Origin of the sequence: Spirosoma oryzae, assembly GCF_003002825.1 — a bacterium.
Classification (GTDB): Bacteria; Bacteroidota; Bacteroidia; order Cytophagales; family Spirosomataceae; genus Spirosoma; species Spirosoma oryzae.
This window is the reverse complement of sequence record NZ_PVTE01000032.1, coordinates 15,949-42,770: the sequence shown is the minus strand read 5'-3', so window position 1 is coordinate 42,770 and position 26,822 is coordinate 15,949. Positions and strand designations below refer to the sequence as shown.

The 26,822-nt window shown below is 55.0% G+C and carries 22 protein-coding genes; 7 read left to right on the top strand and 15 right to left on the bottom strand.

The window, feature by feature from the left end; translation table 11 throughout:
• Positions 1 to 16: 16 nt before the first annotated feature.
• Entirely contained in the window at positions 17 to 226 is a 210-nt protein-coding gene (locus tag CLV58_RS24550) for a hypothetical protein (RefSeq protein ID WP_106140486.1), read from the top strand.
• Positions 227 to 341: 115 nt separating this feature from the next.
• Positions 342 to 1,193 (top strand): SDR family NAD(P)-dependent oxidoreductase, encoded by an 852-nt coding sequence (locus CLV58_RS24545; RefSeq protein ID WP_106140485.1) that lies wholly within the window; start codon positions 342 to 344, stop codon positions 1,191 to 1,193.
• Between the two features lie 78 nt (positions 1,194 to 1,271).
• Here CLV58_RS24545 and CLV58_RS24540 read toward each other — a convergent pair whose 3' ends face one another.
• Both CLV58_RS24540 and CLV58_RS24535 read right to left on the bottom strand, forming a co-directional pair.
• Positions 1,272 to 2,156, bottom strand: coding sequence for a porin family protein (locus CLV58_RS24540; RefSeq protein ID WP_146141536.1), 885 nt, complete (start codon positions 2,154 to 2,156; stop codon positions 1,272 to 1,274).
• 6 nt (positions 2,157 to 2,162) lie between these two features.
• Entirely contained in the window at positions 2,163 to 3,785 is a 1,623-nt protein-coding gene (locus CLV58_RS24535; protein WP_106140483.1) for a S8 family serine peptidase, read from the bottom strand.
• Positions 3,786 to 3,993: 208 nt separating this feature from the next.
• Between CLV58_RS24535 and CLV58_RS24530 the strand changes: the two genes are divergently transcribed.
• Positions 3,994 to 4,404: a hypothetical protein gene (locus tag CLV58_RS24530; protein ID WP_106140482.1), complete on the top strand. Its 411-nt coding sequence runs from the start codon at positions 3,994 to 3,996 to the stop codon at positions 4,402 to 4,404.
• Positions 4,405 to 4,409: 5 nt separating this feature from the next.
• On the opposite strand, the gene CLV58_RS24525 is transcribed toward CLV58_RS24530, so the two are convergent.
• The 4 genes from CLV58_RS24525 to CLV58_RS24510 form a co-directional block, all read right to left on the bottom strand.
• Positions 4,410 to 4,817, bottom strand: a complete 408-nt coding sequence (locus tag CLV58_RS24525) for a MaoC family dehydratase (protein ID WP_106140481.1) — start codon at positions 4,815 to 4,817, stop codon at positions 4,410 to 4,412.
• A gap of 528 nt (positions 4,818 to 5,345) precedes the next feature.
• Positions 5,346 to 5,825 (bottom strand): hypothetical protein, encoded by a 480-nt coding sequence (locus CLV58_RS24520; RefSeq protein WP_106140480.1) that lies wholly within the window; start codon positions 5,823 to 5,825, stop codon positions 5,346 to 5,348.
• A 15-nt stretch (positions 5,826 to 5,840) separates the two neighbouring features.
• Positions 5,841 to 7,304 carry a RagB/SusD family nutrient uptake outer membrane protein gene (locus CLV58_RS24515; protein WP_106140479.1) on the bottom strand — a complete coding sequence of 488 codons (1,464 nt, stop codon included), beginning with the start codon at positions 7,302 to 7,304 and terminating at the stop codon, positions 5,841 to 5,843.
• An 18-nt stretch (positions 7,305 to 7,322) separates the two neighbouring features.
• On the bottom strand, positions 7,323 to 10,424 hold the full coding sequence (locus CLV58_RS24510; protein WP_106140478.1) for a SusC/RagA family TonB-linked outer membrane protein: 3,102 nt from the start codon (positions 10,422 to 10,424) through the stop codon (positions 7,323 to 7,325).
• Positions 10,425 to 10,583: 159 nt separating this feature from the next.
• Here CLV58_RS24510 and CLV58_RS24505 point away from each other — a divergent pair, with 159 nt between their 5' ends.
• The gene (locus CLV58_RS24505) at positions 10,584 to 11,909 is read left to right on the top strand and encodes an amidohydrolase (protein ID WP_106140477.1); all 1,326 of its coding nucleotides are present in this window, start codon (positions 10,584 to 10,586) and stop codon (positions 11,907 to 11,909) included.
• A 106-nt stretch (positions 11,910 to 12,015) separates the two neighbouring features.
• On the opposite strand, the gene CLV58_RS24500 is transcribed toward CLV58_RS24505, so the two are convergent.
• Positions 12,016 to 12,813 carry an SDR family oxidoreductase gene (locus CLV58_RS24500; protein WP_106140476.1) on the bottom strand — a complete coding sequence of 266 codons (798 nt, stop codon included), beginning with the start codon at positions 12,811 to 12,813 and terminating at the stop codon, positions 12,016 to 12,018.
• A 129-nt stretch (positions 12,814 to 12,942) separates the two neighbouring features.
• Between CLV58_RS24500 and CLV58_RS24495 the strand changes: the two genes are divergently transcribed.
• Positions 12,943 to 14,235: a DUF2851 family protein gene (locus tag CLV58_RS24495; RefSeq protein WP_106140475.1), complete on the top strand. Its 1,293-nt coding sequence runs from the start codon at positions 12,943 to 12,945 to the stop codon at positions 14,233 to 14,235.
• 83 nt (positions 14,236 to 14,318) lie between these two features.
• On the opposite strand, the gene CLV58_RS24490 is transcribed toward CLV58_RS24495, so the two are convergent.
• The 7 genes from CLV58_RS24490 to CLV58_RS24460 form a co-directional block, all read right to left on the bottom strand.
• The gene (locus tag CLV58_RS24490) at positions 14,319 to 15,656 is read right to left on the bottom strand and encodes a Gfo/Idh/MocA family protein (RefSeq protein ID WP_106140474.1); all 1,338 of its coding nucleotides are present in this window, start codon (positions 15,654 to 15,656) and stop codon (positions 14,319 to 14,321) included.
• Positions 15,657 to 15,726: 70 nt separating this feature from the next.
• Entirely contained in the window at positions 15,727 to 16,467 is a 741-nt protein-coding gene (locus CLV58_RS24485; RefSeq protein ID WP_106140473.1) for a 3-keto-disaccharide hydrolase, read from the bottom strand.
• Positions 16,468 to 16,581: 114 nt separating this feature from the next.
• Complete coding sequence (locus CLV58_RS24480; protein WP_106140472.1) at positions 16,582 to 17,517, bottom strand: sugar phosphate isomerase/epimerase family protein; 936 nt, start codon at positions 17,515 to 17,517, stop codon at positions 16,582 to 16,584.
• Between the two features lie 158 nt (positions 17,518 to 17,675).
• A complete protein-coding gene (locus CLV58_RS24475) occupies positions 17,676 to 19,373 on the bottom strand; it encodes a RagB/SusD family nutrient uptake outer membrane protein (RefSeq protein WP_106140471.1) in 1,698 nt (565 codons plus the stop codon).
• Positions 19,374 to 19,440: 67 nt separating this feature from the next.
• Positions 19,441 to 22,557: a SusC/RagA family TonB-linked outer membrane protein gene (locus CLV58_RS24470; protein WP_106140470.1), complete on the bottom strand. Its 3,117-nt coding sequence runs from the start codon at positions 22,555 to 22,557 to the stop codon at positions 19,441 to 19,443.
• Between the two features lie 30 nt (positions 22,558 to 22,587).
• The gene (locus CLV58_RS24465) at positions 22,588 to 23,391 is read right to left on the bottom strand and encodes a FecR family protein (RefSeq protein WP_106140469.1); all 804 of its coding nucleotides are present in this window, start codon (positions 23,389 to 23,391) and stop codon (positions 22,588 to 22,590) included.
• A 373-nt stretch (positions 23,392 to 23,764) separates the two neighbouring features.
• Positions 23,765 to 24,235, bottom strand: coding sequence for a hypothetical protein (locus tag CLV58_RS24460; protein WP_106140468.1), 471 nt, complete (start codon positions 24,233 to 24,235; stop codon positions 23,765 to 23,767).
• A 178-nt stretch (positions 24,236 to 24,413) separates the two neighbouring features.
• On the opposite strand from CLV58_RS24460, the gene CLV58_RS24455 reads away from it, so the two are divergent.
• On the top strand, positions 24,414 to 25,223 hold the full coding sequence (locus CLV58_RS24455) for a hypothetical protein (protein ID WP_245882453.1): 810 nt from the start codon (positions 24,414 to 24,416) through the stop codon (positions 25,221 to 25,223).
• 73 nt (positions 25,224 to 25,296) lie between these two features.
• On the opposite strand, the gene CLV58_RS24450 is transcribed toward CLV58_RS24455, so the two are convergent.
• Positions 25,297 to 25,728, bottom strand: a complete 432-nt coding sequence (locus CLV58_RS24450) for an OsmC family protein (RefSeq protein ID WP_106140467.1) — start codon at positions 25,726 to 25,728, stop codon at positions 25,297 to 25,299.
• A gap of 196 nt (positions 25,729 to 25,924) precedes the next feature.
• On the opposite strand from CLV58_RS24450, the gene CLV58_RS24445 reads away from it, so the two are divergent.
• Positions 25,925 to 26,704 (top strand): hypothetical protein, encoded by a 780-nt coding sequence (locus CLV58_RS24445; RefSeq protein WP_106140466.1) that lies wholly within the window; start codon positions 25,925 to 25,927, stop codon positions 26,702 to 26,704.
• Positions 26,705 to 26,822 lie beyond the last annotated feature (118 nt).

The window sequence follows — 26,822 nt, the reverse complement described above, 5'->3', positions numbered from 1 at the left end:
AAACCAGTAAACGACCATGAAACAGGAAAACAAAACGATTAGTATGCTGGCAGGGCCATGCGATCAGAGCATACGGAACATCTGCCGGTCACTGGCCGAAGAAGGCGTATCAGCCATTGTGCGCCAGAAAGAAAGCACGCTCGATGAGCCGATGGAAGAAAGTAAACACTGGTCGGGTCAGCCCGGTCAGGACCTGTTCTTCAACAGTTGGAAGCTCTTATTTTGACAAACGAATCGCCGGCCTGAAACCGGCGATTTTTGGTTGTTGAAAACCTTGCTCTTGGTTCATGCGTCTATACAAGGCAGGATTGACCACTGCTGTGAAACATACGAATACTACCATGGGAACAAAACGGGCCATAATTACAGGGGCGAACTCAGGCATCGGGCTGGCAACGGCGAAAGCCCTGGCTACGCGATCATTCGACGTTGTGTTATTATGCCGCAACGAGAGAAAGGGGCAGACAGCCCTGGCTGCCGTGAAAGCCGCTAATCCTGACGTACAGGTCGATCTGATTACAACTGATCTGGCAAACCTGGAGTCGGTGCGGCAGGCGGCTACCGAGATCCGGCAGCGCTTCGACCGGATCGACGTACTGATAAACAACGCGGGTTATACCCCAGCTACTATCGAGTTTGCGTCGGACGGAACGGAGTTATCTTTCTTCGCCAGTCACGTCGGGCACTTTGTGCTGACCCACGCGCTGCTAGACCTGATGCAGCAGACGGCGACTAAAACAGGCGACGTTCGCATCATCAACCTGTCATCGGCCGCTCATGCCTTCGGTAGTAAATCGCGCTTCTTCCGGCATATCGACACCATGTCGACCTGGGCCGCGTACGGTGACGACAAGCTGGCCAATGTGCTATTTACGAAAGCGCTGGCGAAACAGCTGGCCGGTACAGGTATCACCGCGTATTCAGTGCATCCGGGGGTAGTGCGAACCAGCTTTGGCAGCGACACGCCCGGCTTTATCGGACAGGCGCTCAAACTGGCGGCTCCGCTGATGCGATCGCCGGACAAAGGCGCGCAGACGTCGGTATTTCTGGCATCGGCCCCGCTGAAGGCGATTGGTGCGTCGAACAACGGCGGCTATTTCGCGGATAGTCGGCCGAAACGGACGGCAAATCGTGACGTTACCGATGCCAATGCCGAATGGCTGTGGACGAAGTCGATGCAATACGTGCAGTAGCGGCAGGGAAACAAAAATGGCGGTAGCCAGACAGCCATCGCCATTTTAAAACCCACTCTATGAGAGAATTACGTATAGTTAGCGACGACCGAGTGGATACAAATAACTCAGCGTTGCTTCCGTGTAAATTGAACTCGGGCGGCTTTCGAATGCCGCCTGATTCGTAGCTGATAGCTGGTATCGACCACGTAGTTCCAGGTTGATGTGCCCCGGTCCCGTTCGGATGGCTACGCCGACACCAGCTGCTGCGCCATAGCTTAACCGCTGTTCGTCCGGGTCGAACCGCACTTTCTGACCATTCAGGCTGGTGCTCGTTCCGTACGCACTGTACGGACCGACGAGCGCATAGACCTGGTTGCCGGCTGCGTGACCCAACGAAAAGCGGGCCAGCATCGGTACTACGACCTGATCGGTTGCCGCCCGTCTGACCCCTGTTCCCAGAAACCGGCTTCGGAAGGCGGTCCGGCTGTAATTGACTTCGGGTTGAAACTGAATCCAGCCGCTCCCCAGCACCAGCATTACCCCACCTACAAAATCGGTCCCGGCCGAGAACGACGCGTTCTTGTCGAGCAGTACGGGCGTCAACACGCCACCTCGTGCACCGATCTGTACGTTCGTAGTTCTGTAGGCAGTCGGCTGACTGACTGCGACCATGGGCCTGTCTGCCTCAACCAGCGGCTGCACAACCCTGGGCCGTTGCCGGGGTACCCTAGCTGCCTTGGTCGGTGGTTTTGCGGCAGGCCGCCTTGGGTCGACGCCATAATAACGATCGTACAAATCCTGCTGCCGATTGGGCGGGGCTGTTTGTCCCTGCGCCAACGCGAGCGACGATAGGGTAAGCGTTAACGATGATAGCGTTAGTCGCCAGAACTGATTCATAAACCGATTGTGTAAGTTTAGCGGATAAGCGAATGGGTACTGCGTGTATTCGAGCAAACGGTCGTTGCCTGAGCGTACGGGCACTCAGGGCTATCGGGTACGATCGATCGCGAGTTGGACGGCGGCTGCCGCGTTGAGTAACCCGCCCGTCTGACTCAGGTTGCTGAATGGGGTCAGGTCACCCGAACGGCCGGGGCGGTTTACGACCAGTGCGGGGCGGTAAGCACTCTCGCGCAGAATGTCGCAAACCTGTACGGCCGTCAACTGCGGAAAATAGGCTCTCAGGAGCGCGGCTACACCGGCTACGTGCGGAGCGGCCATGCTGGTTCCCGAAAAGACGGCGTAGCGATTGTGCGGTACGGTCGAGTTGATGTCGGTGCCCGGCGCAAACAGGTCGACTTGCCGCATGCTGTAGTTTGACGAGGCTGCGGCCAGGCGGTTGTTGAGGTAACGCGTGCTATTGCCCACCGTCAGTACATTGGGCGCGCGCCGACCCTGTTCATCAACGGCCGACGGGAAATTCGTTGTTTTGTCGAGGTCTTCACCATTGTTGCCGGCGGCATGGACAATGATTACGTCGTGGTCGAGGGCGTACCGAATAGCTGCATCGACCTGTTCTTTGAACGGGGACAAACGCTTACCAAAACTCATGTTGAGCACTTTAGCCCCGTTGTCGACCGCGTACCGAATACCGTTGGCGATGTCTTTGTCGCGTTCGTCGCCATTGGCCGGGACCACAGCCACCGACATGATCCGAACATTGTCGGCTACTCCGTCGATACCGATACCGTTGCCACGACTAGCGCCGATGATACCTGCTACGTGACTGCCGTGCAGCCCTAATTCTGCTGAATTGCCGATCACAATGGCCGGGTTGCCGTAATATCGCTCGGATAAATCAGCCGGGTTGTCACCCACCGACCGGCGGGCATTGTAAGCCGGATTGTAAGCGATAAGCCCTTCATCACCAGCAATTAGTACGAAACGATCGAAGTGCTGATGAATCAGTTGCAGGTAGTTGGTGAACGGGCCGTACTGCGGCTGGTACGCCCGCGCCAACGCCTGCCGGATCGCTACGGCTACGGAATCGGTGCCGACGTCGGCCGACCGAATCGCAGCCTGTGACGTGGCTGAATCGGGGAGGAGTGAGTGCAGTCGATTGGCCGTTTGCCAGAAGCGGGTCGTATCGCTGAACGCCAGCAGTTGCGGCAGGGCAGCTTTGTAACGGGGCAGGAATAGTTTTTTTGCCTGCTGATAGGTGTCGTACTGCCGCTGTTGCGTTGGCGAAAGCGTAGCCCGGTTGGCGTTGTCGTACGTGCCGCGCAACAGCAGGTAGGTCTGCGTAATCTCTGGCTGATCGTACTCGTAAGTGGTGCCGTCGGGCGCGCCCATGAAATTCCAGCCGTGCAGATCATCGACGTAGCCGTTATGGTCATCATCGACGCCATTGCCCGGTTGCTCACTGGGATTGGTCCATAGTACGTTCCGCAGGTCAGGGTGCTCAAGGTCGACGCCGGAGTCGAGCACGCCTACCGTTACGGGTACCGACTGTCGGCCACGAAGCAGCCTGTACGCTTTGTCGAGGCTGATGCCTGCTACCGAATCGAGCGTCGGGTCCAGGTAAGGCCAGTCAGTCGCGTCGATTTTCGACTGTGCCAGCAAACTGGACGGTAGCAAAAGCAGGTAAACGAGTACCTGAATGGGTCGTTTCATAAAATAGCTACTCAGTTGGGTACACCACCCTGTGGTATAAACCCATATATAACGCAGATGATTGATACCTCGTGTGTTTGCGGACAACAGTCGCTACCTGGTAAACGCTGTCGACAGCTAACACGACTACTTTCTAGTAGGTTGGCAAGCCGGCTACAACCTTCACGCCAGATGCAGGGTCGATGAATGCAGATTAACAGCAAAGCTTATGAAACGGAACAGTTTGTTACTGCTAACCCTGATTGGGGTATCCTGCCAAACGGCGCAAACGCCAGTAGCGACCGGCGACAGATTGATCGGCTCGTGGCACTATGTCGAACGAGGGTACTCGCCCGGCGCTGGCTACATCATCGAACCAATTCCTAAAACGCCTGTGCAGCAGGTGGATTTCCTGCCGGATGGTACGCTTCGGTTAGTGAATACCGAAGATCAGCTTTTTGCGACGGCCCGTACCTATCGTATCGATTCGACGCAACGTGGAAAGCAGCTGTCGTTGTTCAACGGGGAGAAAGCGATCGTGGGCTTGCCCATGACCATGCGCATCCGCAACGATACGCTCCGCTTGTCCCCGCGCTGCATCGAAGGTTGTCACTTCGCATTTGTCCGGCTTCGCCAGTAGTTAGCTTACTCGCTGAACATGTCTTTGTGAAACACGATGCCCGTACCTCGGAGGGTGGTTTTGCCCGTTGTCGGGTCAACGACCGTGCAACTGATTTCGGCCGTATGCCGCCGGGTATCGATGGATTCGCAACGGAAACGAGCCTCGTACCGGGTGTCCGGGTACATGGGTCGTACGAACTCCAGCAGCTGTGACATATGAACGCCACCCGATCCGCCGAAGTCGCGCCCGAACACTTTGGCGAATACGCTGGCGCTTAACATACCGTGCATAATCGGGCGTTTAAACGGCGTCTGTGCCGCAAAATCCGGGTCGAGATGGAGCGGATTGTCGTCGCCGGTCAGCTCGGCAAACCGGCGAACTTCGTCCTGAGAAAACTGGTACTCGTAGCTATGGGTATCGCCGGGCTTCATGGGAGCGGGTCAGGTTAAAACGGCGAGAAAGGTACACCTTTGCCGGGAGTAGCCCGGTGCCGATTTAGTCAGAATACAGAAAAGCTACCTTGCGGGTAGCTTTTCTGTACGAGGTCAACCAGCTGACTAGTTATCCACCATGAGGTTATCCCGCGCCAGTTCCGAGGCTGAAATCGGCCAGATATAGCCGGGGTCTGTAGCTGGCCCTTGTGAGGTACCTCTATTCGTGCGCTTACAACGAGCGGAGCCGTCGTCTCCGGCCTACCGTTCTGTTCTGCGCCAGTGCAGGCTGCGCAGTGACGCCAGTAACCAGATAGCCATTACACCTCGGTTAAGGTTTGAAAGCGTCTGACTAGTCTCAATCAAGGTGGAAAATAGACTGCTCACGGCGAGTTGACGTACACGTATATCTTTTTTATGATTTCGGTTTCATTGTTGACGAGATCACTGGGTGGTCTGGAAATAGCAGGGGCCTGACTGTAATAGTCAGGCCCCTGGCACTTGGTAATTCAGCGAAAGTATCGCGTTCTATTGCCGGAACGAGTAACCCAGCCGCTTGTAGTTCTGACTTGGCGTGAAATCGGCGCTTGTGCTGTCGATAACAAGTACTACGGTACCAGTAGCTGCTGTTGAACTCGTTGCGCGACCAACCGTCATCGTCAATGAACCAAAGCTTGAATTCGCCGGAATTGTAACGTTGCCGCCATTCGACAGCGTGTAGCTGCTTGCCGAAGCTGTAGTGCCATTCGGGTCGACTAACACGCGAACGGTCGATTCCGTGGATCGTTGCTGCCCTACCAGATTAAGTTGTGCTGTTGTAGTAGCACCACCAGTAGTGCTATTCGGTAGTGAGGTGACGGAATACGTACGACCGACAGCGTTGGTCCGCAGAATTGCCTCGTTGAACTCGATTCGGGTGATACCGTCAAATACCTTGTCTAAGTTATTGTTGCAGGCTGCCAGCGCCAGTAGAGCCAGCAGTACCAGAAAAACAGGTCTTTTTTTCATAGTCTGTGAGAAGGCTTAGTAGCCGAAATTCTGCCGTAGGTTTTTGTTTGTCGCAAACTCACTCGAAGGAATGTTTGCTAGGATGCGGTAATCTGTGTAAGGAACATTTCCTTGTACTTTGACGACATCCTGACCGCGACGTTTCAGATCAAACCAGCGGTGTCCTTCAAAGCCGTACTCTAGTCGGCGTTGACGTAGAATTTCAGTCAGAATAGCCGTGTTATCGGTGAGCGTACTAGCTGGCAGGCCCGCCCGTGTCCGAATGGTATTCAAATCAGAAAGGGCAGCTGTATTGTTACCCAGCATTGCGTTTGCTTCCGCGCGATTCAGGTACGCTTCCGAGATACGGATAGCGGGTACGTTGTCCAGGTTAATGATTCCGTTCTTTCCCAGAAATTTGGTGCATTCGATGAACGCTGGTCCCCGGCCTGTCGTGCCTAATTCGTACAGCTGACGGCGAATGTCTAGCACCGCGCCAGTCGACGACTTTTCAGCTTCCAGATCATTCAGGAAAGCCGTTGACGGTACCAAGTCGCCAAAGCCACCTGTCGTGCTGCGATCACCTGATCGTACCAGCGTCGTATAGGTAGTCTGAAGTGAGGTGTTCACCCCAATATTTTCAGGCGTCGTGTATACGATCTCCAGCAATGACTCAGGATGGTTTGGTGCACGCCAGCCGCTGATGTATGAACTGTTGGCCAGCAGCGGAACGGCCAGGGCCGGGTTGCTGGGTGCAATAGCCTGTGTTGCGTATTGCACTGCGGTAGCATAGTCTTTGTTATACAAAGCCACACGCGAGAGCAGTACCTGTGCCGCCGGGCGGCTTCCGTATGCCGGAATATTAGTCGCCGATAGCAACGGGATAGCTGTTTGCAGATCCGAATAGATTTGCTTGTAGACGTCAGCAATGCTGGCCCGAGCCGGGAATGTAATTTGATCCTGACCGCTTACACCCGTCGTGACGAGCGGGACACCACCCCGGTTGTACTGAGCAATTTCAACACCTGGATCGTAGGCATATGCCCGCATCAGATCGTGGTAAAGCAGTGCTCGTAGAAAATAAGCTCGGCCCATAATCCGGTTTTTCTGCGCCGTGTCCGACAAGAAGGTTGCGTTCGCAGTAGCACCGATTATCAGATTCGCCTGGTTGATCGCGAGGTAGCTGGTTCCCCAGTTAGTAAACGAAGCCTGCGCAATGTTGCGGGATTCGTTGTTTAGACGGCCCGATTTGTTAGTTGCCTGAGCGTTGTCGGACAAGGCTTCCGACAACGCGAGGAAATCCCGACCGTACAAGACCGTTGATTGCAGACGGTCGTAGATACCATTCAGGGCCGCATCAAGACCTTCGGCTGTTGTCAGGGCGGTTTCGGATGAAGCGCTCGAACGCGGAGTAACGTCGAGTAGGTTGCTACACGATGCGAGTAGGACAGTCGTTCCCATCAACACACTGGCAACCGATATTTTTATGAACGTATTCATGTTGAAATCTGAGAAATCTTAGAATGTCAGGTTGATACCAGCCGTGTAGGTACGCGAGTTTGGTACAAGTCCCGAGTTGCCCGAACCTAGGTTCAGGAATTCAGGGTCGTAACTCGTCCAGTTTGTCCAAGTGAGCAGGTTAGCCGCCTGAAGGTACACCCGGGCTTTGCTAACTTTTACGCGACTGGAGAAAGCCGCTGGAACGTCATACGACAGTGTGACCTGCTTTAAGCGCAGATACGATGCATCTTCCAGTGTACGCGATCCGCTGAGCGAGCTGATACCACGTGTTTCGGCATTACCGTTGATAGTGCGGGGCACATCGGTAATGTCGCCGGGGTTTTGCCAGCGCCGGTCGTAAACGTCTTTCAAGGCGTTGAAGTTACGGCCCGCCAGTTCAGTTAGGAACGACGTCTGGCTGTTGAACGAACGCCGGCCGTAATCGTATTGGAAGAACACATCGAGCGACAGACCACCGTAGGTGAAGTTGTTCGTAAAACCGCCATAGAATTTCGGCAGTTCAGTACCCAGGTACTTTAAGTCGCGGGGTGAAGTTGGTGTGTAGGTGATGTTACCGGCATAGTCATAGAACATCGGGCGACCCGTTGCCGGGTTGACACCAGCGTACTGAATCTGGTACTGTGCCTGTAGTGGCCGACCCAGAATCGCTGTGCGACCCACGCCATAGAAGTCCGTGTACCCAACCGTGATGGCACTATCGGGGTTTTGCAGCGGAGCAATACCATCGTACAGCTTGGTAACTTTATTTTCGATGAACGTGATGTTGAATGACGACGTCCACTTGAAACGTTGCGCCTGTACGTTGGTTGAGTTCAGTTCAACCTCAAGTCCTTTATTCTGAACAGACCCGGCGTTGCGCGAGATACTACCGTAGCCACTGGTGACGGGCAGGTTGAAAGCCAGCAGTAGGTCGGTCGATGTTCGGTTGAATACGTCAACCGAACCTGTCAGCCGATTCTGGAGAAAGCCAAAGTCAAGGCCTAAGTTAACCGTCGTATTGGTTTCCCACTTCAAATCGGGGTTAGCAAGCTGTGTTGGTGCAAAGCCGGCCGCTCCATTGTAGTCGTAGCCTGCGCTGTAGAGACCCAGACCAGGAAAGTTAGCCAGTCCAAACAGCGAGCCTAGCTGGTCATTACCCGTCGTACCATAGGAAGCTCGTAGTTTCAGATCGCTAACCAAGCTTTTGCCTTTCAGGAATGGCTCTTCCGAAATGAGCCAAGCTCCCGAAATAGAGGGGAACAGACCATAGCGATAATTAGACCCGAAGCGACTCGATCCGTCGTAGCGGGCAATCAGGCTCAGGTCATACTTACTAGCAAAATTGTACTTTAGGTTCGCAAAAACCGACGCCTTGCGATAGCCCGTCCAGCCCCCCGAAATGCTTTGGGGAAGGGCACCTGCACTGGCATACTGAAAATCAGGCGTCGGTACGTTGATGGTATTCGTGCCCAGGTTCTCGTTGATATCGGACCGGTATTCTGCCCCCAACAATGCACTAACAGTATGCTTTTCGGCAAACGTTTGGTTGTAGTTCAGCGTCAGGTTGGTCAGGAAGTTTTTATTTTCGTTGAACTGATCCTGAATCCGCCCGCGCACGTTGAACCCATCAGCCGTCCGGGGGTCAGAAAAGTATTTACCCCGGATAGCCCGGTAATCAAGACTGACGAATGGGCGAAGCGTCAGATTATCGGTGATCTTATAGTTCAGGGCGATACCACCGTTAAACTGGTTGGTGTTGGCCCTAATAGTGTTCAACTCGCTAACCTGTAGGATGTTCTGGTTCAGGATACCCGGAATGCCGCCCTGAGCTGGTGTACCGTAGTACGAACCATCAGCATTGTAAATGGGAACGCTAGGCAGAATCAGTGGAGATGAGAAAGCCGCAGCCCCCAGGAAAGACCCGCCACTCGGGCTACCAAACTGACCGTTGGAAGTCGTCGTTGACAGCTTGATGGTTTCTTCCAGCGTCAGCTTGTTAGAGATCTGATGAGTCAACGTTGTGTTCAGCGTACCCCGGCGGAAATTTACGTTGACAATGTTGGCATCCTGCGTGAAATACGACCCCGACACGTAAAAACGGGTTTTTTCATTACCCCCGTTCAGGCTCAGTTCGTAATTGTCGGTATTGCCACGTCGATAAACGGCATCCTGCCAGTCGTAGGTAGGCAGAGCCGCGATCTCAGCGTCGCTCAGCGTAGTGGGCTGGCGTAGCGTCGACAATACGGTCGACCGGGCCGCATCAGCCGATGTGCCAGCGTTGATGAGTGCCTGCGTACGCAATCCAATCCATTCCTGCGTATTTAATACGTTAAGCTTTTTGATTGGATCTGACAGGCCTTTGTAGTAGTTCAGTGAAACCTGTGTCTTACCCGCTTTTCCTCGCTTGGTTGTGATCAGCACGACCCCGTTAGCGGCTTGCGACCCGTAGATCGAAGCGGCTGCAGCATCCTTCAGAATCTCAATGTTTTCGATGTCGCTCGGGTTGAGAAACGCAAGCGGGTTACTGCTGGTGAACGACGAACTGTTCGAGTTATTGAGCTGTATGCCGTCAACGACATAGAGTGGATCGCTACCGGCCGAAATTGAGCCAACGCCCCGAATACGGATCTGAACGGCACCGCCTGGTACGCCACTGGCCGACGTTACCTGTACACCCGCAGCCCGACCCGCTAGTGCCTTGTCGAAGCTACCTACTGGCAGTGTAGCGATGGTGTTTCCGCTTACTTTCGAACTGGCACCGGTGAACTCACGTCGGTTTACCGTACCACCATAACCCGTTACCACTACTTCGTTGAGCGCGTTAGCTGAACTTTCGAGCGTAACCGTAACATTCGTCCGGTTTCCAACAGGAACTTCCTGGTTGGTGAAACCGATGAAACTGAATACCAGCGTACTGCGCGGGGAAGCCGTGATGCTGTAGCGTCCGTTTGCATCTGTGGTAGTGCCCCGTGTTGTACCTTTTACCTGTACGCTCACACCGGGTAGGGCGGAGCCGTCGTCTGATGAAGTGACCCGGCCACTTACCGTTGCATCCTGCGCCATGACCGACAGGCAGAAGAACAGGGAAAGTAGCCAACTTCCGAATAGAAGTTTTCGCATAGGATTTATTGAAATAGAATTGAAAAAAATGAAGTTGAGTTACTGTAGGAAAATTAGGCAACAAAATTATGTCTTAACGCGCTTTTAACAAATACTATATTTCGATTAGGGATTAAATTGCCAATTATTCTGATTTAAAAGACCAAAAAAGGAAAAGCAATGCGCGTAAATCTAGCTGGAGTTAGTACAATCGTTGTTAGTAGTCTAGTTGCTGGGGCGGCTATTGCGCAGCCATCATCGCTGAACGCGCGGATGGATAAAACGGCAGAAGGGCTCGAAAAAAAGGTCGTTGGCTGGCGTCGTGATTTTCACCAGCATCCGGAACTCGGTAACCGTGAGTTTCAGACCGCCGGCAAAATCGCTGCTCACTTGCAGTCGCTGGGGATCGAGGTGAAAACGGGCGTTGGTAAGACGGGGGTCGTTGGTTTGTTGAAAGGCGGTAAGCCGGGACCTGTCGTTGCGTTGCGCGCCGACATGGACGGGCTACCCGTTACCGAGCGGGTCGATGTGCCTTTCAAGTCAGAAGCCCGAACCGAGTACAATGGGCAGCAGACGGGGGTCATGCATGCCTGCGGCCACGACTCACACGTTGCTATCCTGATGGGGGTTGCGGAGGTACTGGCATCGGTGAAAAATGACCTGCCGGGAACGGTGAAGTTTATTTTCCAGCCAGCCGAAGAAGGCGCACCCGCTGGTGAAGAAGGGGGCGCGGAACTGATGGTGAAAGAAGGTGTGCTGCAAAACCCGACGGTCGATGCGATTTTCGGCCTGCACATCAACTCGCAAACGGAGGTCGGTACGATTAAATACCGGCCCGGCGCGACCATGGCGGCTGTTGATCAGTACGCTATCAAAGTACATGGTAAGCAGACGCACGGTGCCGCGCCGTGGTCGGGCGTCGATCCGATCGTGACGGCTTCCCAGATCGTAATGGGGCTGCAAACGATCGTGAGCCGGAACGTTACGCTGACCGACAATGCTGCCGTCGTAACGGTGGGCGCGCTGCACAGCGGTATCCGGCAGAACATCATTCCCGAAGAAGCGAACATGATCGGGACAATCCGTACGTTCAGCCCCGACGCGCAGAAACTGGTGCACCGCCGGATCAATGAAATCGCTACCAACATTGCCGAAAGTGCCGGGGCGAAGGCCGACGTTAAAATCGATATTATGTATCCGGTTACCTACAATGATCCGGCCCTGACCGATCGGATGCTGCCGACACTGGAAGCGGTGGCGGGTAAAAAGAACGTGCAGATTACACCAGCGCAGACGGGTGCTGAGGACTTCTCCTTCTACCAGCAGAAAGTACCCGGCTTCTTTTTCTTCCTGGGTGGTATGGCAAAAGGAGAGAAGGCATCAGAAGCCGCTCCACACCATACGCCGGATTTCAAGATTGACGAAGGTGGCTTTGTCCTGGGTATGAAAGCACTTTCGCACCTGACTGTCGATTACATGACGCAGCGTGCCGTAGCGAAGAAGTAACGTTGTCAGAAAGATAAACGAAGAAAGAGGTAAGCTAAAAGATGCCGGTGCAACCCAGTCTTTCGTCTTACCTCTTTCTTCGTTTGTCTATTCTCTTTCTTCTCATTCACTCCCCCGGTCGGTTGCGGATGATGCGGGACAGTAAACCCGGCAGGAATCGCTTAAGGTAAATGCCATATTTTTCCAGTCCGCCGATGTATACTTCTTCTTTTCGATTCAGTACGGCCCGCATCCATTGTCGGGCAAAGTCGGTTGGGGCCATGCCCTTTTGCTGATTGGCATCGAGCTTACCGTGCAGTTGGCCGCCAGCGCCCAGCGCGTGCAGGGAAATGGGGGTATCGATGTAGCCGGGACAGACAATGGTAACGAACAGACCGGCGTCGGCAGTCTCGGCCCGGAGCGCATCGAAGAAACCATGCAGCGCGTGTTTACTGGCACAGTACCCCGATCGCTGTTTCGTTCCCAACTTCCCCGCTACGCTACTGGTGACGACGAAGTGGCCGCTACCCTGTGCCAGCATAACCGGCAGAACGGCTTTGGTGAGGGCGACGACACCGAAGAAATTGACGTCCATGAGCCGGTGATAATCGACCATGCTGGCGTCGGCGACGGTGCTACGCTGGGTGATGCCTGCATTCAGAAACAGGTAGTCGATGCGCCCGAATGTAGCCTGTACCTGCTCGACCAGTGCCGACAGGTCGTTTGGTTGCGTGACGTCCATCGGTACTATCAGCACGTTTTCCGTCGACAGTCCCGTACGTACTGCGACGCGCTGCAATTCCTCGGTTCGGCGGGCCGACAGGACGAGTCTGGCACCAGCCTGGGCCAGCATCACCGCGACCGCTTCGCCAATGCCCGACGAAGCACCCGTAATCCAGACGACCTGATTCGCAAAAGTAGCCATATAGCGCTGCAAGGGTTGTGCGTGGCAAGATAGTTGGATGAGGAATGGCTGTGTCGGTTTTTCCAATAGTTTTGAGTACTCGCGTCTGAAAAACAAGCCTGTAGTCTATCCACCCTCATCATCAAGGTCGTGACCGAGTCGTTTCTTTATTTTCTCTGGCAGTATCAGTATGTCAGCACCACGCAGTTAGTTACTACCGATGGGGAACGACTTCGGGTCGTGTCGCCCGGTTTTCGGAATAGCAACGCCGGACCGGATTTTACCAATGCCCGCCTGCTGATTAATGAAGTCGAATGGGCGGGAACGGTTGAGATGCACCTGAAAACCAGCGACTGGCTGGCACATCGCCATCAGCACGACCGGGCTTACGACAATGTCATTCTGCATGTGGTCTGGCAGGACGACCGACCCGCTACCGGTCGCCGTGTCGACCGGGCCGACGGAACGCCCATGCCAACGCTCGAACTTGGCCCCATCACCAGCCGTGATCTCGTCGATCGCTACGCGCTGCTGGCCGAGGAGAAAACGCCCATTGCTTGTGGGGGGCAGTTCCGAACCGTACAGCCGCTGCGTGTGACGGCCATGCTCGACAAGGCGATGCTGCAACGGCTCGAACGAAAAGCGGCCACCGTGCAGACCATTGCCGACCAGACCAATGGCGATTGGGAAGAGGTAGCGTATCGACTGTTGGCGGCTAACATGGGATTCAAAACCAATGCCGAGCCAATGGCGCAACTGAGCCGGGCGGTGCCGTTGCGAGCATTGCTGAAACACCGCGACTCGATCACGCAGGCAGAAGCTATGCTGTTCGGCACGGCGGGGTTGCTCACCGATGCCCCCCCGGACGAATACGTGCTGACGCTACAGCGTGAATACCGTTTTTTAGCGGCCAAGTACCAACTGTCGGGTAGTGAGCTGGCCAACCATGCCTGGAAGTGGGGTCGGATGCGCCCGGCCAGCTTTCCGACCCTCCGGCTGGCGCAGTTTGCCCGACTGGTGACGAGTCAGGCGAGTTTGTTTTCGCTGTTCGTTGGGGCGGCTGACGTCGGTATACTGCTGAAGGCGCTGCAACAAAGTCCGTCTGCGTATTGGCAGTCGCACTACCGGTTTGGGCCGTCGGCCGAGCGGGTGAGTGCGTCACTGGGCGAAACGTCGGCGGTGAACATCGTTGTCAACACGGTGGTACCCCTGCTGGCGGCTTATGCGCACCACCGGGGGCAACCCGCCTACATCGACCGGGCTATTGCGTTACTGGAAGAACTTCCGGCCGAGCAAAATCACCTCACTCAGCAATGGGACGACCTCGGTCTGGGTATCCGAACGGCCTTCGACTCGCAGGCGGCTATCGAACTACACAACGAATACTGCCTAAAAAAGAAATGCCTCGACTGTCAGGTCGGGGCATGGCTGGTACGCGGGTAAGGTATTGGACAGGATTACAGGATTGACAGGATGATATGTAAAGAAAAACATCCTGTCAATCCTGTAATCCTGTCCATAAAAACCTAGGTTACGATCATGTCTTGCTTGGTTGAATCCCAGGTGACGCGCTTGCCGGTGTGCAGGGCCGTCGTTGCCATGATGTTGGCGACCGAGTGATTGAAACCGGCGCGGGCAGGTGCGTTCGGCTCTTTGCGGCTCCGTACGCAATCCATCCAGTTGCGCATGTGCAGCGTTGTCATTGGGTCGCCACCGGTGTTGGCTGAGGTTTCAACTTTCGCGCCTTCACCCAGCGACATCGTCGGCAGCAGGTTTGGCTTCATATCCATTTCTTTGGCAAAGCGCTCCGTCAGACCACCTTCCGGCGATACCTTGTTGGTGTCGAGGTTAATCATCCCGCCGTTCGAGTAGTAATACTCTTTGGTACCACCCGCTTCGTTGTGCATCCGCGACGAGTACAGTACCTGAAAGCCTTTCGACTTGTCGTTGTCCGGGCCGTAATCGAACACAGCGGTAAACGTATCCGGGTTGACGCGGCCGTCTTTCCAGACGTAAACGCCACCGTTGGCTACCACCGAACGGGGGTGTTCCAGACCGCTGAACCAGTGGACCGTGTCGATCTGGTGCGACATCCACTGCCCCGGAATACCCGACGAATAGGGGTAGAACAAGCGGTATTCGAGGTATTTGCGGGGGTCCCAGGCGGCTTTGGGCCGGTTAAGCTGGTAGCGATCCCAGTCGGTATCTTCTTTCCGGATTTCGCTCACCAGCTTGGGCCGACGCCAGCGACCGGGCTGATTGACGTTCCAGGTCATCTCGACCATAGAGATGTCGCCGAACTTACCCGACCGGATGAAATCGTTGGCTTCGTGGTAGTTGGGGGCCGACCGGCGCTGCGAACCGACCTGCACGATCTTTTTCGATTTCTCGACCGCTTTCACCGCCTTACGGGCGTCGTCCAGCGATTCGGCGAACGGCTTTTCAACGTATACGTCGCGACCCGATTCAACCGCATCGACGCAGTGAAGGGCGTGCTGAAAATCGGCCGTGCTGATGATAACCGCGTCGACATCCTTGCGATCCAGCAGCTCGTCATTGTTGCGGGCTTTGAAAAAGGCGCTGTCGTTCCAGCCTTTTCCTTTCAGAAACTGCTCGGCTTCGTCGCGACGGCGGCTCCAGATGTCGGACACACCGACGAAGGCGAAGTTGGTGTCTTTGGCATTGGCCATGAACGCGGGGGCCAGCGATTGCCGGAACCGGTCGGAGAAGCCGATGATACCGACCCGTACCCGGTCGTTAGAGCCCAGGATGCGGGCGTAGCTGCTGGCCGAAAAGCTCATGCCCAGTCCGGCCAGGCTCAGCCCTGCGGCTGATTTTTTTATAAAACTGCGACGATCTTCCATAATGTGTGCGTAAACGAATGCGTCAGGTAATCGGATAAAGAAGAACGACGCTCGTATTTACCGTTCTGATCTACAGGGTTTTGATTTTTACGTTGCGGTAGTAGACCCGGTTGCCGTGGTCCTGCAGGAGAATGTGGCCTTTGGGGGCTTCGCCGAACCGACCGTTGGTATTGTATTCCGGAGCGTTGTACTTGCTCATGGCTACCAGCTTCCGAAACTCGTCGCTCCCCCGATCGTACGAAACGACTTTCGTACCGTTCAGGTAGTGGTCGACGTGCTTGCCTTTCGACACTACCCGGCCCGTATTCCAGTCGCCGATTGCGTGTGCCTGTTTGCTTTGAGCCGGAATCAGATCATACAGTGAGCCAACCGTCCGGTTACCGTCGCGGCCTTTCTTGGCATCGGGGTGTTTGTCATCGTCCAGCACCTGAAACTCCAGACCGAAAGCCGACCCGGCAGGTTTCGGGTAGTTTTCAACGACAAAGTATTTGACACCACTGTTGGCCCCTTCGGTCAGTTTGAAGTCGAACATCAGATCAAAATCGCTGTACTCGCCGTCCGTTACGATGTCGCCGAAACTGTGCGACTCCGAGCCGTCCGACTGTTGAATGGTCAGCATACCGTTGTCGACCGACCAGCCTTTTTGTGGGAACGTTTTGGCATAGGCACCGCGCCAGCCGTTGGTCGTTTTGCCGTCAAACAGCAGTTTCCAGCCGTCTTTTTTCTCGGCTGGGGTGAGTGTGTTGGGCTCGACGGGGGCGGTAAACGCCAGTACGCCCGCCAGCAGGGTAATGGAAAGGAGGGATTTCATTTTTATTAGTTTGTGTAGCCCAGACCTCTAGGTCTGGAGGGCGCGAAGCGACCAATATACTGCCATCTAGGTGGGTTGGCCTGACGGCCTCCAGACCTAGAGGTCTGGGCTACATTACAGTTTCAATTTCAACGTTTTCGTCAGGTATTCCTTGTTGATTTCGGCGCACTGCTCGGGCGACTTGTCGGTTTCGGGGACGCCGTCGAGTTCGACGATGCCCCAGCCTTTGAAATTGATGTCGCTCAGGGCTTTCATCACGGCCGGAACGTTGACATTGCCCCGGCCCAGTTCAACGAACTTGTAGGCATTCTTATCGTCGGGCTTGTCCGGTCGGGGCGACATCGTATCCTTCAAATGTAGCGCGTAAATGATGTCTTTGTACTGCTTCACGGCTTTTTCGGGTTCGCCACCGCCCTGTTTGTAGTGGGCAATGTCGAGCAGTAGCTTTACGTACTTCGGGTTCATCGCCTGCACGATCGTATCGACTTCGTCCGGCGTTTCGCCAAGCTGATGCATGTGGTTGTGGTAGGCCGTCTGAATGCCCATTGCCGCCGTTTGCTTGCCGATCTCGTTCATCACCGCTGCCAGTCGTTTCAGCTCATCCGGCGTTGGAAGCCGGTCTTTGGGGCGGGCTGCGTTAGTCAGCTGAATGGCCGACCCGCCGAGGGCTTTGACGAAACTGGCGTGGGCCACGTGCGTGTCGATGGTGCTCTGCTCTTTCGCCGGATCGATCTCGACGTTGCCGCTCGAAAACATGGCGAGTTTGAGATTGTGCTGATCGAGCAGCGCTTTCAGCTCCGACGGTTTCGCCTTGTAGGGACCGAACGTGTTAGCCCGCAACTGAACGCCGTGGTAGCCCAGCGCCGACAGATCGTCGATGGCTTTGGCATCGTTGCCGCCCCAGGTGATGGCCGAATAGGCAATCTTCAGGCCCGACAGGCCGGTGGTGTTTCTAAACGAATCGGCCAGTACATCGGCTCCGACGCTGAGTGCCAGAGCCGACAGACCGGCCGAGTGTAGAAACTGTCGTCTGTTTACAGTCTCATGCATAAAGAAAAGGAGTAGGAAGTAGCCAGTATAGACAGCGTCTCTGACGGTACTGGATAAAAGGCAAAATGGGAAGTGATCTACTTATAGCGTGACAGAATGATTGAGTGATTGAATGTGTCGCGCCAGCCCATTCAATCACTCAATCATTCTGTCATTCGTCAAAATCCTGGATTCTGGGCGAAACCCGCACTACCGTCGGCGTTCTTTTCCGTGCGGTCGATCTGGGTTTGCGGAATCGGGCGCAGGTTGTGGTACGACTGAATATTGGGTGCGCCGTCGGGGTTATACAGTTTTACCCGCTCGACAAGATTGCCCCAGCGCTTCAGGTCGAACCAGCGCATTTGCTCACCGGCAAATTCGCGGGCGCGTTCTTCGTAAATCATGTTCATGTCCATCTGCGCATCGGTGATGGTCATGGCCGCTTCTTTACCCGAGTATGCTGCCCGCCGGCGAACTACGTTGATCGCATTGGTGGCATCGGACGTTTTGCCCAGCTTCAACTGCGCTTCCGCCAGAATCAGGTACGTCTCGGCCAGGCGGAAGGCCAGGTAATCGCGGCTACCCTGCTCATACGTTTTGTCAGGCCGGAGTGGGTCGAGGAATTTTCGCAGCGTTGGAAAGAGCGCCTGTGTGTACGCACTCGGGACCAGTACCTGATACGGTTTGGCAGCGCGCTGGGCCAGGGTCCATTCCACACCGGGAATGTAAATAGCCGTGTCGCCGGTTTTGAACGTGACGGTCTTCTTCGAATTGTCGAAAGCCGTATTGAACGTACCGGGGTTGTTACTGTACCAGGTATCCTTAAACGTCTTTTTGTAGCGCGAATCGTTTGTCCGGTCTTTAAATACCGTTTCGAGCAGATAGGTCGTGGGCATCAACCGTTTGAAAGGTCGGTCGTTTTCGGTGTCGCGTACCATACCCGCCTGTACGTCGTACTGCATGCCGAACAGCAGGTGTAGTTCGTTCCCGTTCCCGTTGACCGAATTGAGCGAGTTGATATTTGTGAGCGGATCTGATGTGTACTGTACGGCGAAAATGACTTCGTCGCTGATCTCGCCGGCACCCTGCGCGAATACATTGGCAAAGTCGGACACCAGCTTGAACCCGTAATTGTTGATCACGCTCTGCGCGTAGGTTGCCGCCTTGGCGTAATCGTCCGATGCTTTCGCCGATGAGGTTGCTTTCGTCAGGTACACACGGGCCAGCAGGTGTTCGGCCGCAGCTTTCGTCGCCCGACCATAATCTGACGAGCGAATCTTGGGGTCCAGATCGGGCAAAGCCGCTTCCAGATCGGCAATGATCGCCTTGTACATATCGGCTTCCGTGGCGCGGCTGGTTACCTTGGTTGGCCCCAGCGTTTCGGTCAGTCGCAGATCGATACCGCCCCATTGCTGAGTCATGATGAAATAATAATGCGCCCGGAGGAATTTGGCTTCCGCAACCCGCAGCTTTTTAGTCGCATCGGAAAGGCCACTGATATTGGCAGCCCGGCCGATGACGGCGTTGCAGGTGTTTACGCCTTTGTACAACTCTTCCCACGTTTGTTGCAGGTAGTCGACAAAGCTGTTCATCTGGGTGTCGTAGTAATGAAAGCCCTTGTAACCGCCGTCGGCACCGGTCTTGTAAATGTCAGTGCCAAACTCGGTCAGGGTCAAGCCGCGCTGGGTGCCGTAAAAGGTCCGCAACGATGAGTAAGCCGCACGGGTGGCGTCTTCAAATCCTTTCGGCGTATTCATGTAATCGTTGCCGATACTGGAGATAACCTGCTCATCCAGCACGTTTTTACAGCCCTGCCCGCTGAACAGCAGGGCCGTCAGGGCCAGCACGCGCAATGCGTTGTATGATGGTAATTTCATGGTTGTTCGTGTCAAGTGTATAGCCCGCCGGCCACCGCAGTGCATTGGCAGATTATACTGAGTGGGTTTAGAATTTAACGTTCAGACCAAACGTCGTCAGGCGGACCGCCGGGGTTACACCATTGCTGATCGTACCGTCGGTCGTTTCGGGGTCGACGCCATTATACTTCGAGCGATAGGTCGAGAAAATAAATGGCTGCTGGATGCTGGTGAAAACCCGCAGCGACTGAATGCGCCACTTGCTGGTCAGCGACGAAGGGAAGGTGTAGCCGAAGTTGATGTTCCGTACTTTCACGAACGAACCGTCGAAATAATACAGTGACGAACCGTAAACCGGACTCTCCTGCGTCGACTTGGGTTGCGGGAACTCGTTGGTTGGGTTGTTTGGCGTCCAGTAATCAACTTTGATCTGCTCATAGCGTCCGGCCAGTGCGTTGTTGTCGCGATGGAAGCCACTCAGGATGGTCTGACCGATGCGGGCGTAGACGAAGAACGAGAGGTCGAAATTTTTGTAGGTGAACCGGTTGGTAATCCCGCCACTCCAGGTTGGAATATCCGAGCCCAGAAACACGCGGTCGTCAGCCGTAATCTTGCCGTCGCCGTTGGTGTCCTGTACCTTGATCTGACCTACTGAACTCTGGTACGACTTGGCGGCATCCGCTTCGTTGGTTTGCCAGATACCGGCTTTCTTGTAATCGAAATATGCGGTCAGTGGCTTACCGATGAACCACTTGTTGCCCACGTCGTCGACGGCACCGTTGTAGAGCGATACAATCGCTTCGGTATTTCGGAAGAACTGCACGTCCGTCGACCACTTGAAGCCATCTTTGGTGTTCATGTTGATCGTCGTCACCCCAATCTCAATACCCTTGTTACGAGTTTCGCCGACATTGCGCGTAACCGCGTTGAAACCCGTTGATGTCGGTAGCTGATCGGACAGCAGCAGGTCGGTCGTATTGGTCTGGTAGAGTTCGAGCGACCCCGATACCCGACCCCGCCACAGACTGAAATCCAGACCGACGTTGGTTGTCGTAGAGCTTTCCCAGCGCAGATCGGCATTACCAATGGTGTTGGGCCGGTAGCCGTAGGCGGGGGTGTTGCCCCATGCATAGACCGTGCGGCCCAGCAAACCCTGCGTCTGGTACGGCGATACCCCCTGGTTACCAACAGAGCCCCGGCTGGCCCGCAGCTTCAGCATGTCGACCCAGGTTACCCCTTTCATGAAGTTCTCGTTGGCGATGTTCCAGCCCAGTGCGATACCGGGGAAGTTCCCGTACTTCGTATTCTCCCCGAAGCGGCTCGACCCGTCCCGGCGCAGGGTGGCCGTCACCAGATACTTGTCTTTGTAGTCGTAGTTGACCCGGCCCATGTACGAGTTGATCGTCCATTGAACAAGGTTACTGCCGACACCCAGTACCAGACTGGCATTACCCGCATTGTAAAACTGCTGCGACTCTGCCGGAATGCCCTGCACGTTAATTGCGCTGCTTTCGAAATTGTCGCGCTGAATCGATTGCAGGGCCGTAACGCCGATATTATGACTGCCGAACTGCTTGTTATAGCTGACAATATTTTCCAGTGTGTAGTTGAACTGGAACGAGTTGTTGGTCGATGCTACCGGATCGCCGAGTTTGCGGTCGTTCGTTGCCGAGCCAATAAACCGCCCCGCCCGGTTGATGACGAAATCAGGACCGAAATTTAGCCGGTACGTCAGACCATCGATGATTTTGGCTTCGGCGTACAGCCGGTTGAAAATATGATACCGCTTTGTCTCGTCAACCTGCGCACCGGGTACGATCTCAGCCAGCGGGTTTGTCAGCAGCGCGTCATTGGTTGGCGAGAAAATCAGATTGCCGTTGTCGTCGTAGGGGCGACCCAGCGGATTCGCATTCAGCGCAGCGGTGTAGGGGTTACGATTGGCTCCGTTCCGCAGACTGTACATACCATAGGAAGCTATTCCAACTTTGAAAATCCGGTTGATTTCGTGGTCAACATTGGCCCGAATCGAATAACGGGTGTAATCCAGCCCGGCGATGATGCCGTTATCTTTGAAATAGCCCGCCGAGATGTAAAACTGCGTTTTCTCGGTACCACCCTGCACACCGATCGAATGGCTCTGCTGGATTCCCTGCCGCAGTAATAGCGACTGATAATCCGTGTTCCGGCCAGCTGCAATACCGGCAGCTACGGCCGGGTCGCCACCCAGTACCGCGACTTTCGAGTCGGCATAGGCATCGGAAACGCCCGTCGGAACCGCGTTACCGTTGGCGTCTTTGTACAGGCCCGTAGCCCGGTAGGCTTCGCGAACGTACTCCGCAAACTCCGTTCCGCTGAATAGTTTGACTTTGTCGAGCGGATCAGAGAAGCCCATGTAACCATCGTAGCTGATCGTCGTTTTGCCGTTTACCGGGCCGCGTTTGGTCGAAATAATGACGACGCCATTGGCACCCCGTGCCCCATAGATGGCCGTTGCCGTTGCGTCTTTCAGGACTTCCATCGACGCAATGTCGTTGGGGTTGAAATCTTCGTACGGCGTCGCGAGCGGAATTCCGTCGACTACGTACAGCGGGTCGTTGCCGGCGTTGAACGAACGACGTCCCCGAATACGGATCGTCGGAACACTGCCCGGCTTACTACCCGACTGCGCCACGTCGACCCCGGCAACACGGCCCTGTAGAGCCTGCCCAAGATTGGTAATCGGCATTTCCGTGATCTGCTTGGCACTGACCGACCCAATCGCACCCGTCGTCTGACTTTTTTTCTGGGTACCATACCCGACAACGACAACTTCATTCAACGACTTGTCGTCGGCGTTCATGCGCAGGTCGATGGTCGATTTACTGCCGACCGTAACTTCCTCCGCCCGGAAACCTACCGACGAGAAAACCAGTACGGCATTACCACTCGTAATGGGAATACGGTAGCGTCCATCGGCGTCGGTCGTTGTCCCGCGCGTTGTTCCTTTGACCGTAACCGTAACGCCGGGCAGCGCACTATTATCGTCGGCCGACAGTACGCGACCGGTGACGATGCGTTCCTGCGTCGGATTATCGATGGTCAGGTGCGGAGTAGGGATGGCGCTGAACGCCGGTGTCCCCAGCAACGTGAGGGCCGAGAGCCCCAGTACAGATAACCACGGTCGCGGAATCGGTCTCGACCGGAGACAAGTAGACAATTTAGGCATTAGAAACAGGGTTTAGGAATAGAACACTGGTTAAGGCAACGAGCGAACGAGTCCGGCGACAACCTCGATGGTTTGTCCCGGCCGTAACTGTATGGGTTTATGGCGGCTGACAAGCAGATTGACCGCGCCTGACGTAAGGGCTACCTTAGTACCTTTGGGGCAGTGGCGAATGTGAAAAACCGTACCGGTGGCTTCGACCGTCAGGCTGGGCGTATGCACCCGAAACTGCTGGTCGGCAGCCGTTCCCGGCCGGTGCGCTACCGTAAAATCGGCTTCCCCGTCGAGCCATACGGCGCGGGGTGTATCGTCGGAATAGCAGTTGGTGAACCCCTGCCGGTCGTACCGAAGCTGGCTATTTCCATACAACGTTACCAGCGATCCGTCGGGCAACTGTACCTGACGGGCGGCTCCACCGGTGGTGCTGACAACCTCCATTGGTTGATGCGGACCGTACTGCATCCAGAGTGCCCAGCTAATGAGTAGAATTACGCCCAGCGTTGCCGCTACCGTCCGGCCGAAATACCACCAGCCAACCATGGCCCGATCGTTCGGCTGGAGCGGACGAACGTCTTCCATGGTCTGTAGGGATTCCCGAATGCGGCCCCAGACGGAGTTGACCTCGTCGCTGGACAGACCGGCTGCCCCCGCTCGCGACGCATTGAGAATGAACTGGCGCGCGGCATCAACCCTTGAGCAACAGGCCGGATTGCGTGCGAGCCATTGCTGCCAATGCGTCGCAACCTCCTCGTCGGACGGGTGCTTCACCCAACGGACGAATAGGTCGTCGAGGGCCAATTCCTCGGCTGTATAGGCAGAATAGGGCTTTCGGGACACAGATTTCTCACAGGTAGTATGACCCAAAGCAAGCGTCCGAACTTTTTCTACTTATATTTTCTCTCGGTATCGTCCATATGACTATGCTTGCGAACTGTATTGATTTATCGGTATACGTTTACCCGGCGGGCTATCGGCGCACTAGTCATTTTCCACGGTATAGAAAAAGGCCGGACAAACCTGCCCGGCCCCAAAAACGCCTGCCGAATTGTGCTGTTCAGTACGATTCGGATGTGTACAGCAGCGTTTCAATCACCGCCCCACCGTACGTCGCCAATAGGTAAATGATCTTGTGCCGGTACAGACCTGAACGAGTTCGAAAACCATTTAAGGCTAACAGTTAGCGGCTTACGCTAACCACACGTAGCCGTTACTATTCCTGCGCTTTCTGCCGGGCTTTTTTCGCCTTCGCTGTATTATCGACAAACTGCTTGCCTTCTTTAGAGCCCGCCTGTTTTTTCGCGTTCGTCGCTTTTTTCTCGGCGGGCGATAGCTCGTCCCAAGCTTCCTTGGGGAGATAGCGTGTGGTTCCTCCGTCGCGATCAGCGGGTTTTCCGTCGGAGGTTTGCCAGTCTTCGTCGGTCCATTTTTCCAGATGCTGTTGCGCTTCGGTGCGCTTCTCGTCGAGGTAGCCACCGCCGGCTTTCTCGTATTCGTGCGTCAGTAGCTGCGCTTTACGGGCACTCCATTGGCCGGGCTTCCCCCCCTTATCACCCGCTTTGATTTCTTCCTTGAGTTTTTCGCGCAGATCCGGTTTGTCGTAGTTAGCGTCCGGTTTCTTCTTCGCGCTGCTCGATTTTGGTTTATCGGCTGACGTTGCCGATTGACTGGTTTTCGTTGCCATGTCGTTGCGTGGTTTTGTGCTAGCCACTCAACGGGCTGTACGATGAAAGGTTAGGTTCGTACGACTTTTGCTACCGCCTGGTAGAACGACTGGCAACGAACGGACTCTGCCTGCCTGAACGAGCGCATTCATAACCATTGACAGGCAGGGGCGTTATGTCATCATTAACGATAAATCGATGAAGGGCACTGCATGGCAATTACTTCTCCTTTTTCTGGGCTGTTGGTTGGGTATATGGTCGACAGGATGGGCGCAGGGACAAGCGGGCATCCTGAAAAAAACCAAGCTTACCGACGGTCGGGACTCAACCCAGACCGAAACGCCATCGTCGCTTACGTTCACGGCGTCGACGGATCAGCGCTTCTTTTTCTTCAACGATACCCGTAACGAAAACGACAAGCTGACCCCTGTCAGCGTGTACGGCGTTCGGGCGGGCTTTCTCTTTCCGGCCAAGCACAAACGGAGTGCCCTTGAAAGTGGGCGGGCTGCTAGCTTCAAGGCCGGTGCGGGTTTTTATTTTGTCAACCAGCACCTCGATCAGCCGGGTTTGCTGCCGAATACGTCGGCGGCCGTAACGCGTCACCTACGCATCGCAACGGTCTTTTATGAGCGTTATCTGTACCGGAAAGGGCCGTTTGAAATCAGTCTGCCAACCGAAATCGGCTATGGACATTCGCGCTACGAGGTAGCCGAACCCGACAGGGAAGTAGAAGTCGCACGGGGTATTTTCATTCCGGTTGGGGTTGGCGTATCGATGGCGTATCAGTTTCCGTACGTCCGCTGGTTCAAGCCACTGCGCTGGTTCGGCCTTTATTTCCTGTCGGGTTATCGATTTGTGCTGAAGAAGGATATTCCCGAAAGCCAGATTAACTACAGCGGCTTGTACGTATCGGTCGGACCATCATTCTTTCTGGAGAATTTCACCGCCGACGTTAAGTCTTGGGCCAGACACCGCAAGGAACGCAAACGGGAAAAAGCCACAAACTGAAACGTATAACGGGTAGGGTCGCGTCCAATTCGGAGAAGCGACCCTACCCGTTAAAGTATAGGAAACGTATTGATCAGGCTTCGACCGGGGCTTCCCACTGAATGGTGACGGCCTGCTCGATGTCGGGATGGAGGCTGATCGCTACCGGGCAGGTGTGTGCGATACGCTCCAGTTTTGTGCGGGTTGCTTCGTCGGGCAAAGCGCCTGTGGTTCGAAGGGTTAGGCCGACTTCGATCCGGGCGATGCGCCGGGGTGGTTCGCTGCTCATCACCTTCGTTACGTCAGCTGAACTACCGGTCAACTCAATGCCGTCGCGCCGGGCGAAAATGGCCATGGTCGTCAGAATACACGAGCCTAGTGCGTTAGCGACCAGATCGGTTGGCGAGAAGGCTTCTCCCCGGCCCTGATTGTCCGACGGTGCATCGGTCAGAATATGCGTACCCGACTGAAGGTGGGCGCAATCGGTGCGTAGATCGCCCTGATACTCAATGTGAATGGTTGGCATAACAAACGAACTGTGTAAGTGGTAAATCGGCGTAGTCGCTGTATTTCGTATAGCAAATAAACAGGGACTGCCACAGGCATGCCGCCGGTTATTTTTCGTTAAACATAAGCAGCAGGATCGGGTTAGGCTAGAGCAGGTCGAATTTTGCTGGAGATTAAGAGAAATTAAGGTAGTTTTAGTGCTGAATCAGAGAGCGATGCGAACACATTATACGGTACTGGGCATACTGTTGATGAGCTGGTGGCTGGGCAGTACCCAGGTGCTGGCGCAGACCAACGATCCCGAAGACGAGAATTACCAGCGGACGACTACCTTCGGCGTAACGACAAACACCAACTCGGGTATTCTGGGTGGGGTATCGTTTCGCCAGTCGAAGCAACTGTCCGACGACCTGTTTGGTCTGCCACAGGCACGCTACCTCAGCATCGAAGCCGTCAACGTCAAACACCCGAAAGAACTGGCGACGAGCAGCGGTTACGCGTCGGGGCGATACATCGAAGGAAAGGAAAACTACCTGTTCGCCGTCAGGGGGCAGTACGGCCGGGAGGTCAAACTGTTTCAGCGGTCGGGCGACGAGGGTATCGCGGTAAACGGTATCGTAGCCGCCGGTCCCACGCTGGGTATCATCAAGCCCTATTACGTCAACGTACAGGAAGGTAACCGGCAGGTGTCGGTGCCGTACGCGTCGTTGTCGCAGCCGGGCGCGACGGGGGCACCTGTCGGACCGGGGGGCTTTTTTCAGGGATTTGGTGAATCGAAATTTACGGTTGGGCTGAATGTGAAAGCCGCGCTTAGTTTTGAACTGAGTGCGTTTCGAAACAATACGACGGGCGTAGAAATCGGCTTCCTGGCGGAAGTGTTCCCGAATAAAATCGTCATCATTCCCGATACAACGCCCGGCGGTAACCGCGAAAACGGTAACCGACAATTCTTTACCTCCGGCTATATCACCCTGTTTTTCGGCAGTCGGAAGTAAGGGTAAGAAGAAAGAGAAAAGACGACAGAAGAAAGACATTGGTGAGAATCAATCTTTCTTCTGTCGTCTTTTCTCTTTCTTCCCAAACTCCTTTTCTTCTCAACGCGCCATAAACGAA

Coding starts and splice junctions, on each gene's coding strand:
- CLV58_RS24550 (WP_106140486.1), top strand. CDS start 17: ATGAAACAGGAAAACAAAACGATTAGTATGCTGGCAGGGCCATGCGAT.
- CLV58_RS24545 (WP_106140485.1), top strand. CDS start 342: ATGGGAACAAAACGGGCCATAATTACAGGGGCGAACTCAGGCATCGGG.
- CLV58_RS24535 (WP_106140483.1), bottom strand. CDS start 3,785: ATGAAACGACCCATTCAGGTACTCGTTTACCTGCTTTTGCTACCGTCC.
- CLV58_RS24530 (WP_106140482.1), top strand. CDS start 3,994: ATGAAACGGAACAGTTTGTTACTGCTAACCCTGATTGGGGTATCCTGC.
- CLV58_RS24525 (WP_106140481.1), bottom strand. CDS start 4,817: ATGAAGCCCGGCGATACCCATAGCTACGAGTACCAGTTTTCTCAGGAC.
- CLV58_RS24520 (WP_106140480.1), bottom strand. CDS start 5,825: ATGAAAAAAAGACCTGTTTTTCTGGTACTGCTGGCTCTACTGGCGCTG.
- CLV58_RS24515 (WP_106140479.1), bottom strand. CDS start 7,304: ATGAATACGTTCATAAAAATATCGGTTGCCAGTGTGTTGATGGGAACG.
- CLV58_RS24510 (WP_106140478.1), bottom strand. CDS start 10,424: ATGCGAAAACTTCTATTCGGAAGTTGGCTACTTTCCCTGTTCTTCTGC.
- CLV58_RS24505 (WP_106140477.1), top strand. CDS start 10,584: ATGCGCGTAAATCTAGCTGGAGTTAGTACAATCGTTGTTAGTAGTCTA.
- CLV58_RS24500 (WP_106140476.1), bottom strand. CDS start 12,813: ATGGCTACTTTTGCGAATCAGGTCGTCTGGATTACGGGTGCTTCGTCG.
- CLV58_RS24490 (WP_106140474.1), bottom strand. CDS start 15,656: ATGGAAGATCGTCGCAGTTTTATAAAAAAATCAGCCGCAGGGCTGAGC.
- CLV58_RS24485 (WP_106140473.1), bottom strand. CDS start 16,467: ATGAAATCCCTCCTTTCCATTACCCTGCTGGCGGGCGTACTGGCGTTT.
- CLV58_RS24480 (WP_106140472.1), bottom strand. CDS start 17,517: ATGCATGAGACTGTAAACAGACGACAGTTTCTACACTCGGCCGGTCTG.
- CLV58_RS24475 (WP_106140471.1), bottom strand. CDS start 19,373: ATGAAATTACCATCATACAACGCATTGCGCGTGCTGGCCCTGACGGCC.
- CLV58_RS24470 (WP_106140470.1), bottom strand. CDS start 22,557: ATGCCTAAATTGTCTACTTGTCTCCGGTCGAGACCGATTCCGCGACCG.
- CLV58_RS24460 (WP_106140468.1), bottom strand. CDS start 24,235: ATGGCAACGAAAACCAGTCAATCGGCAACGTCAGCCGATAAACCAAAA.
- CLV58_RS24455 (WP_245882453.1), top strand. CDS start 24,414: ATGAAGGGCACTGCATGGCAATTACTTCTCCTTTTTCTGGGCTGTTGG.
- CLV58_RS24450 (WP_106140467.1), bottom strand. CDS start 25,728: ATGCCAACCATTCACATTGAGTATCAGGGCGATCTACGCACCGATTGC.
- CLV58_RS24445 (WP_106140466.1), top strand. CDS start 25,925: ATGCGAACACATTATACGGTACTGGGCATACTGTTGATGAGCTGGTGG.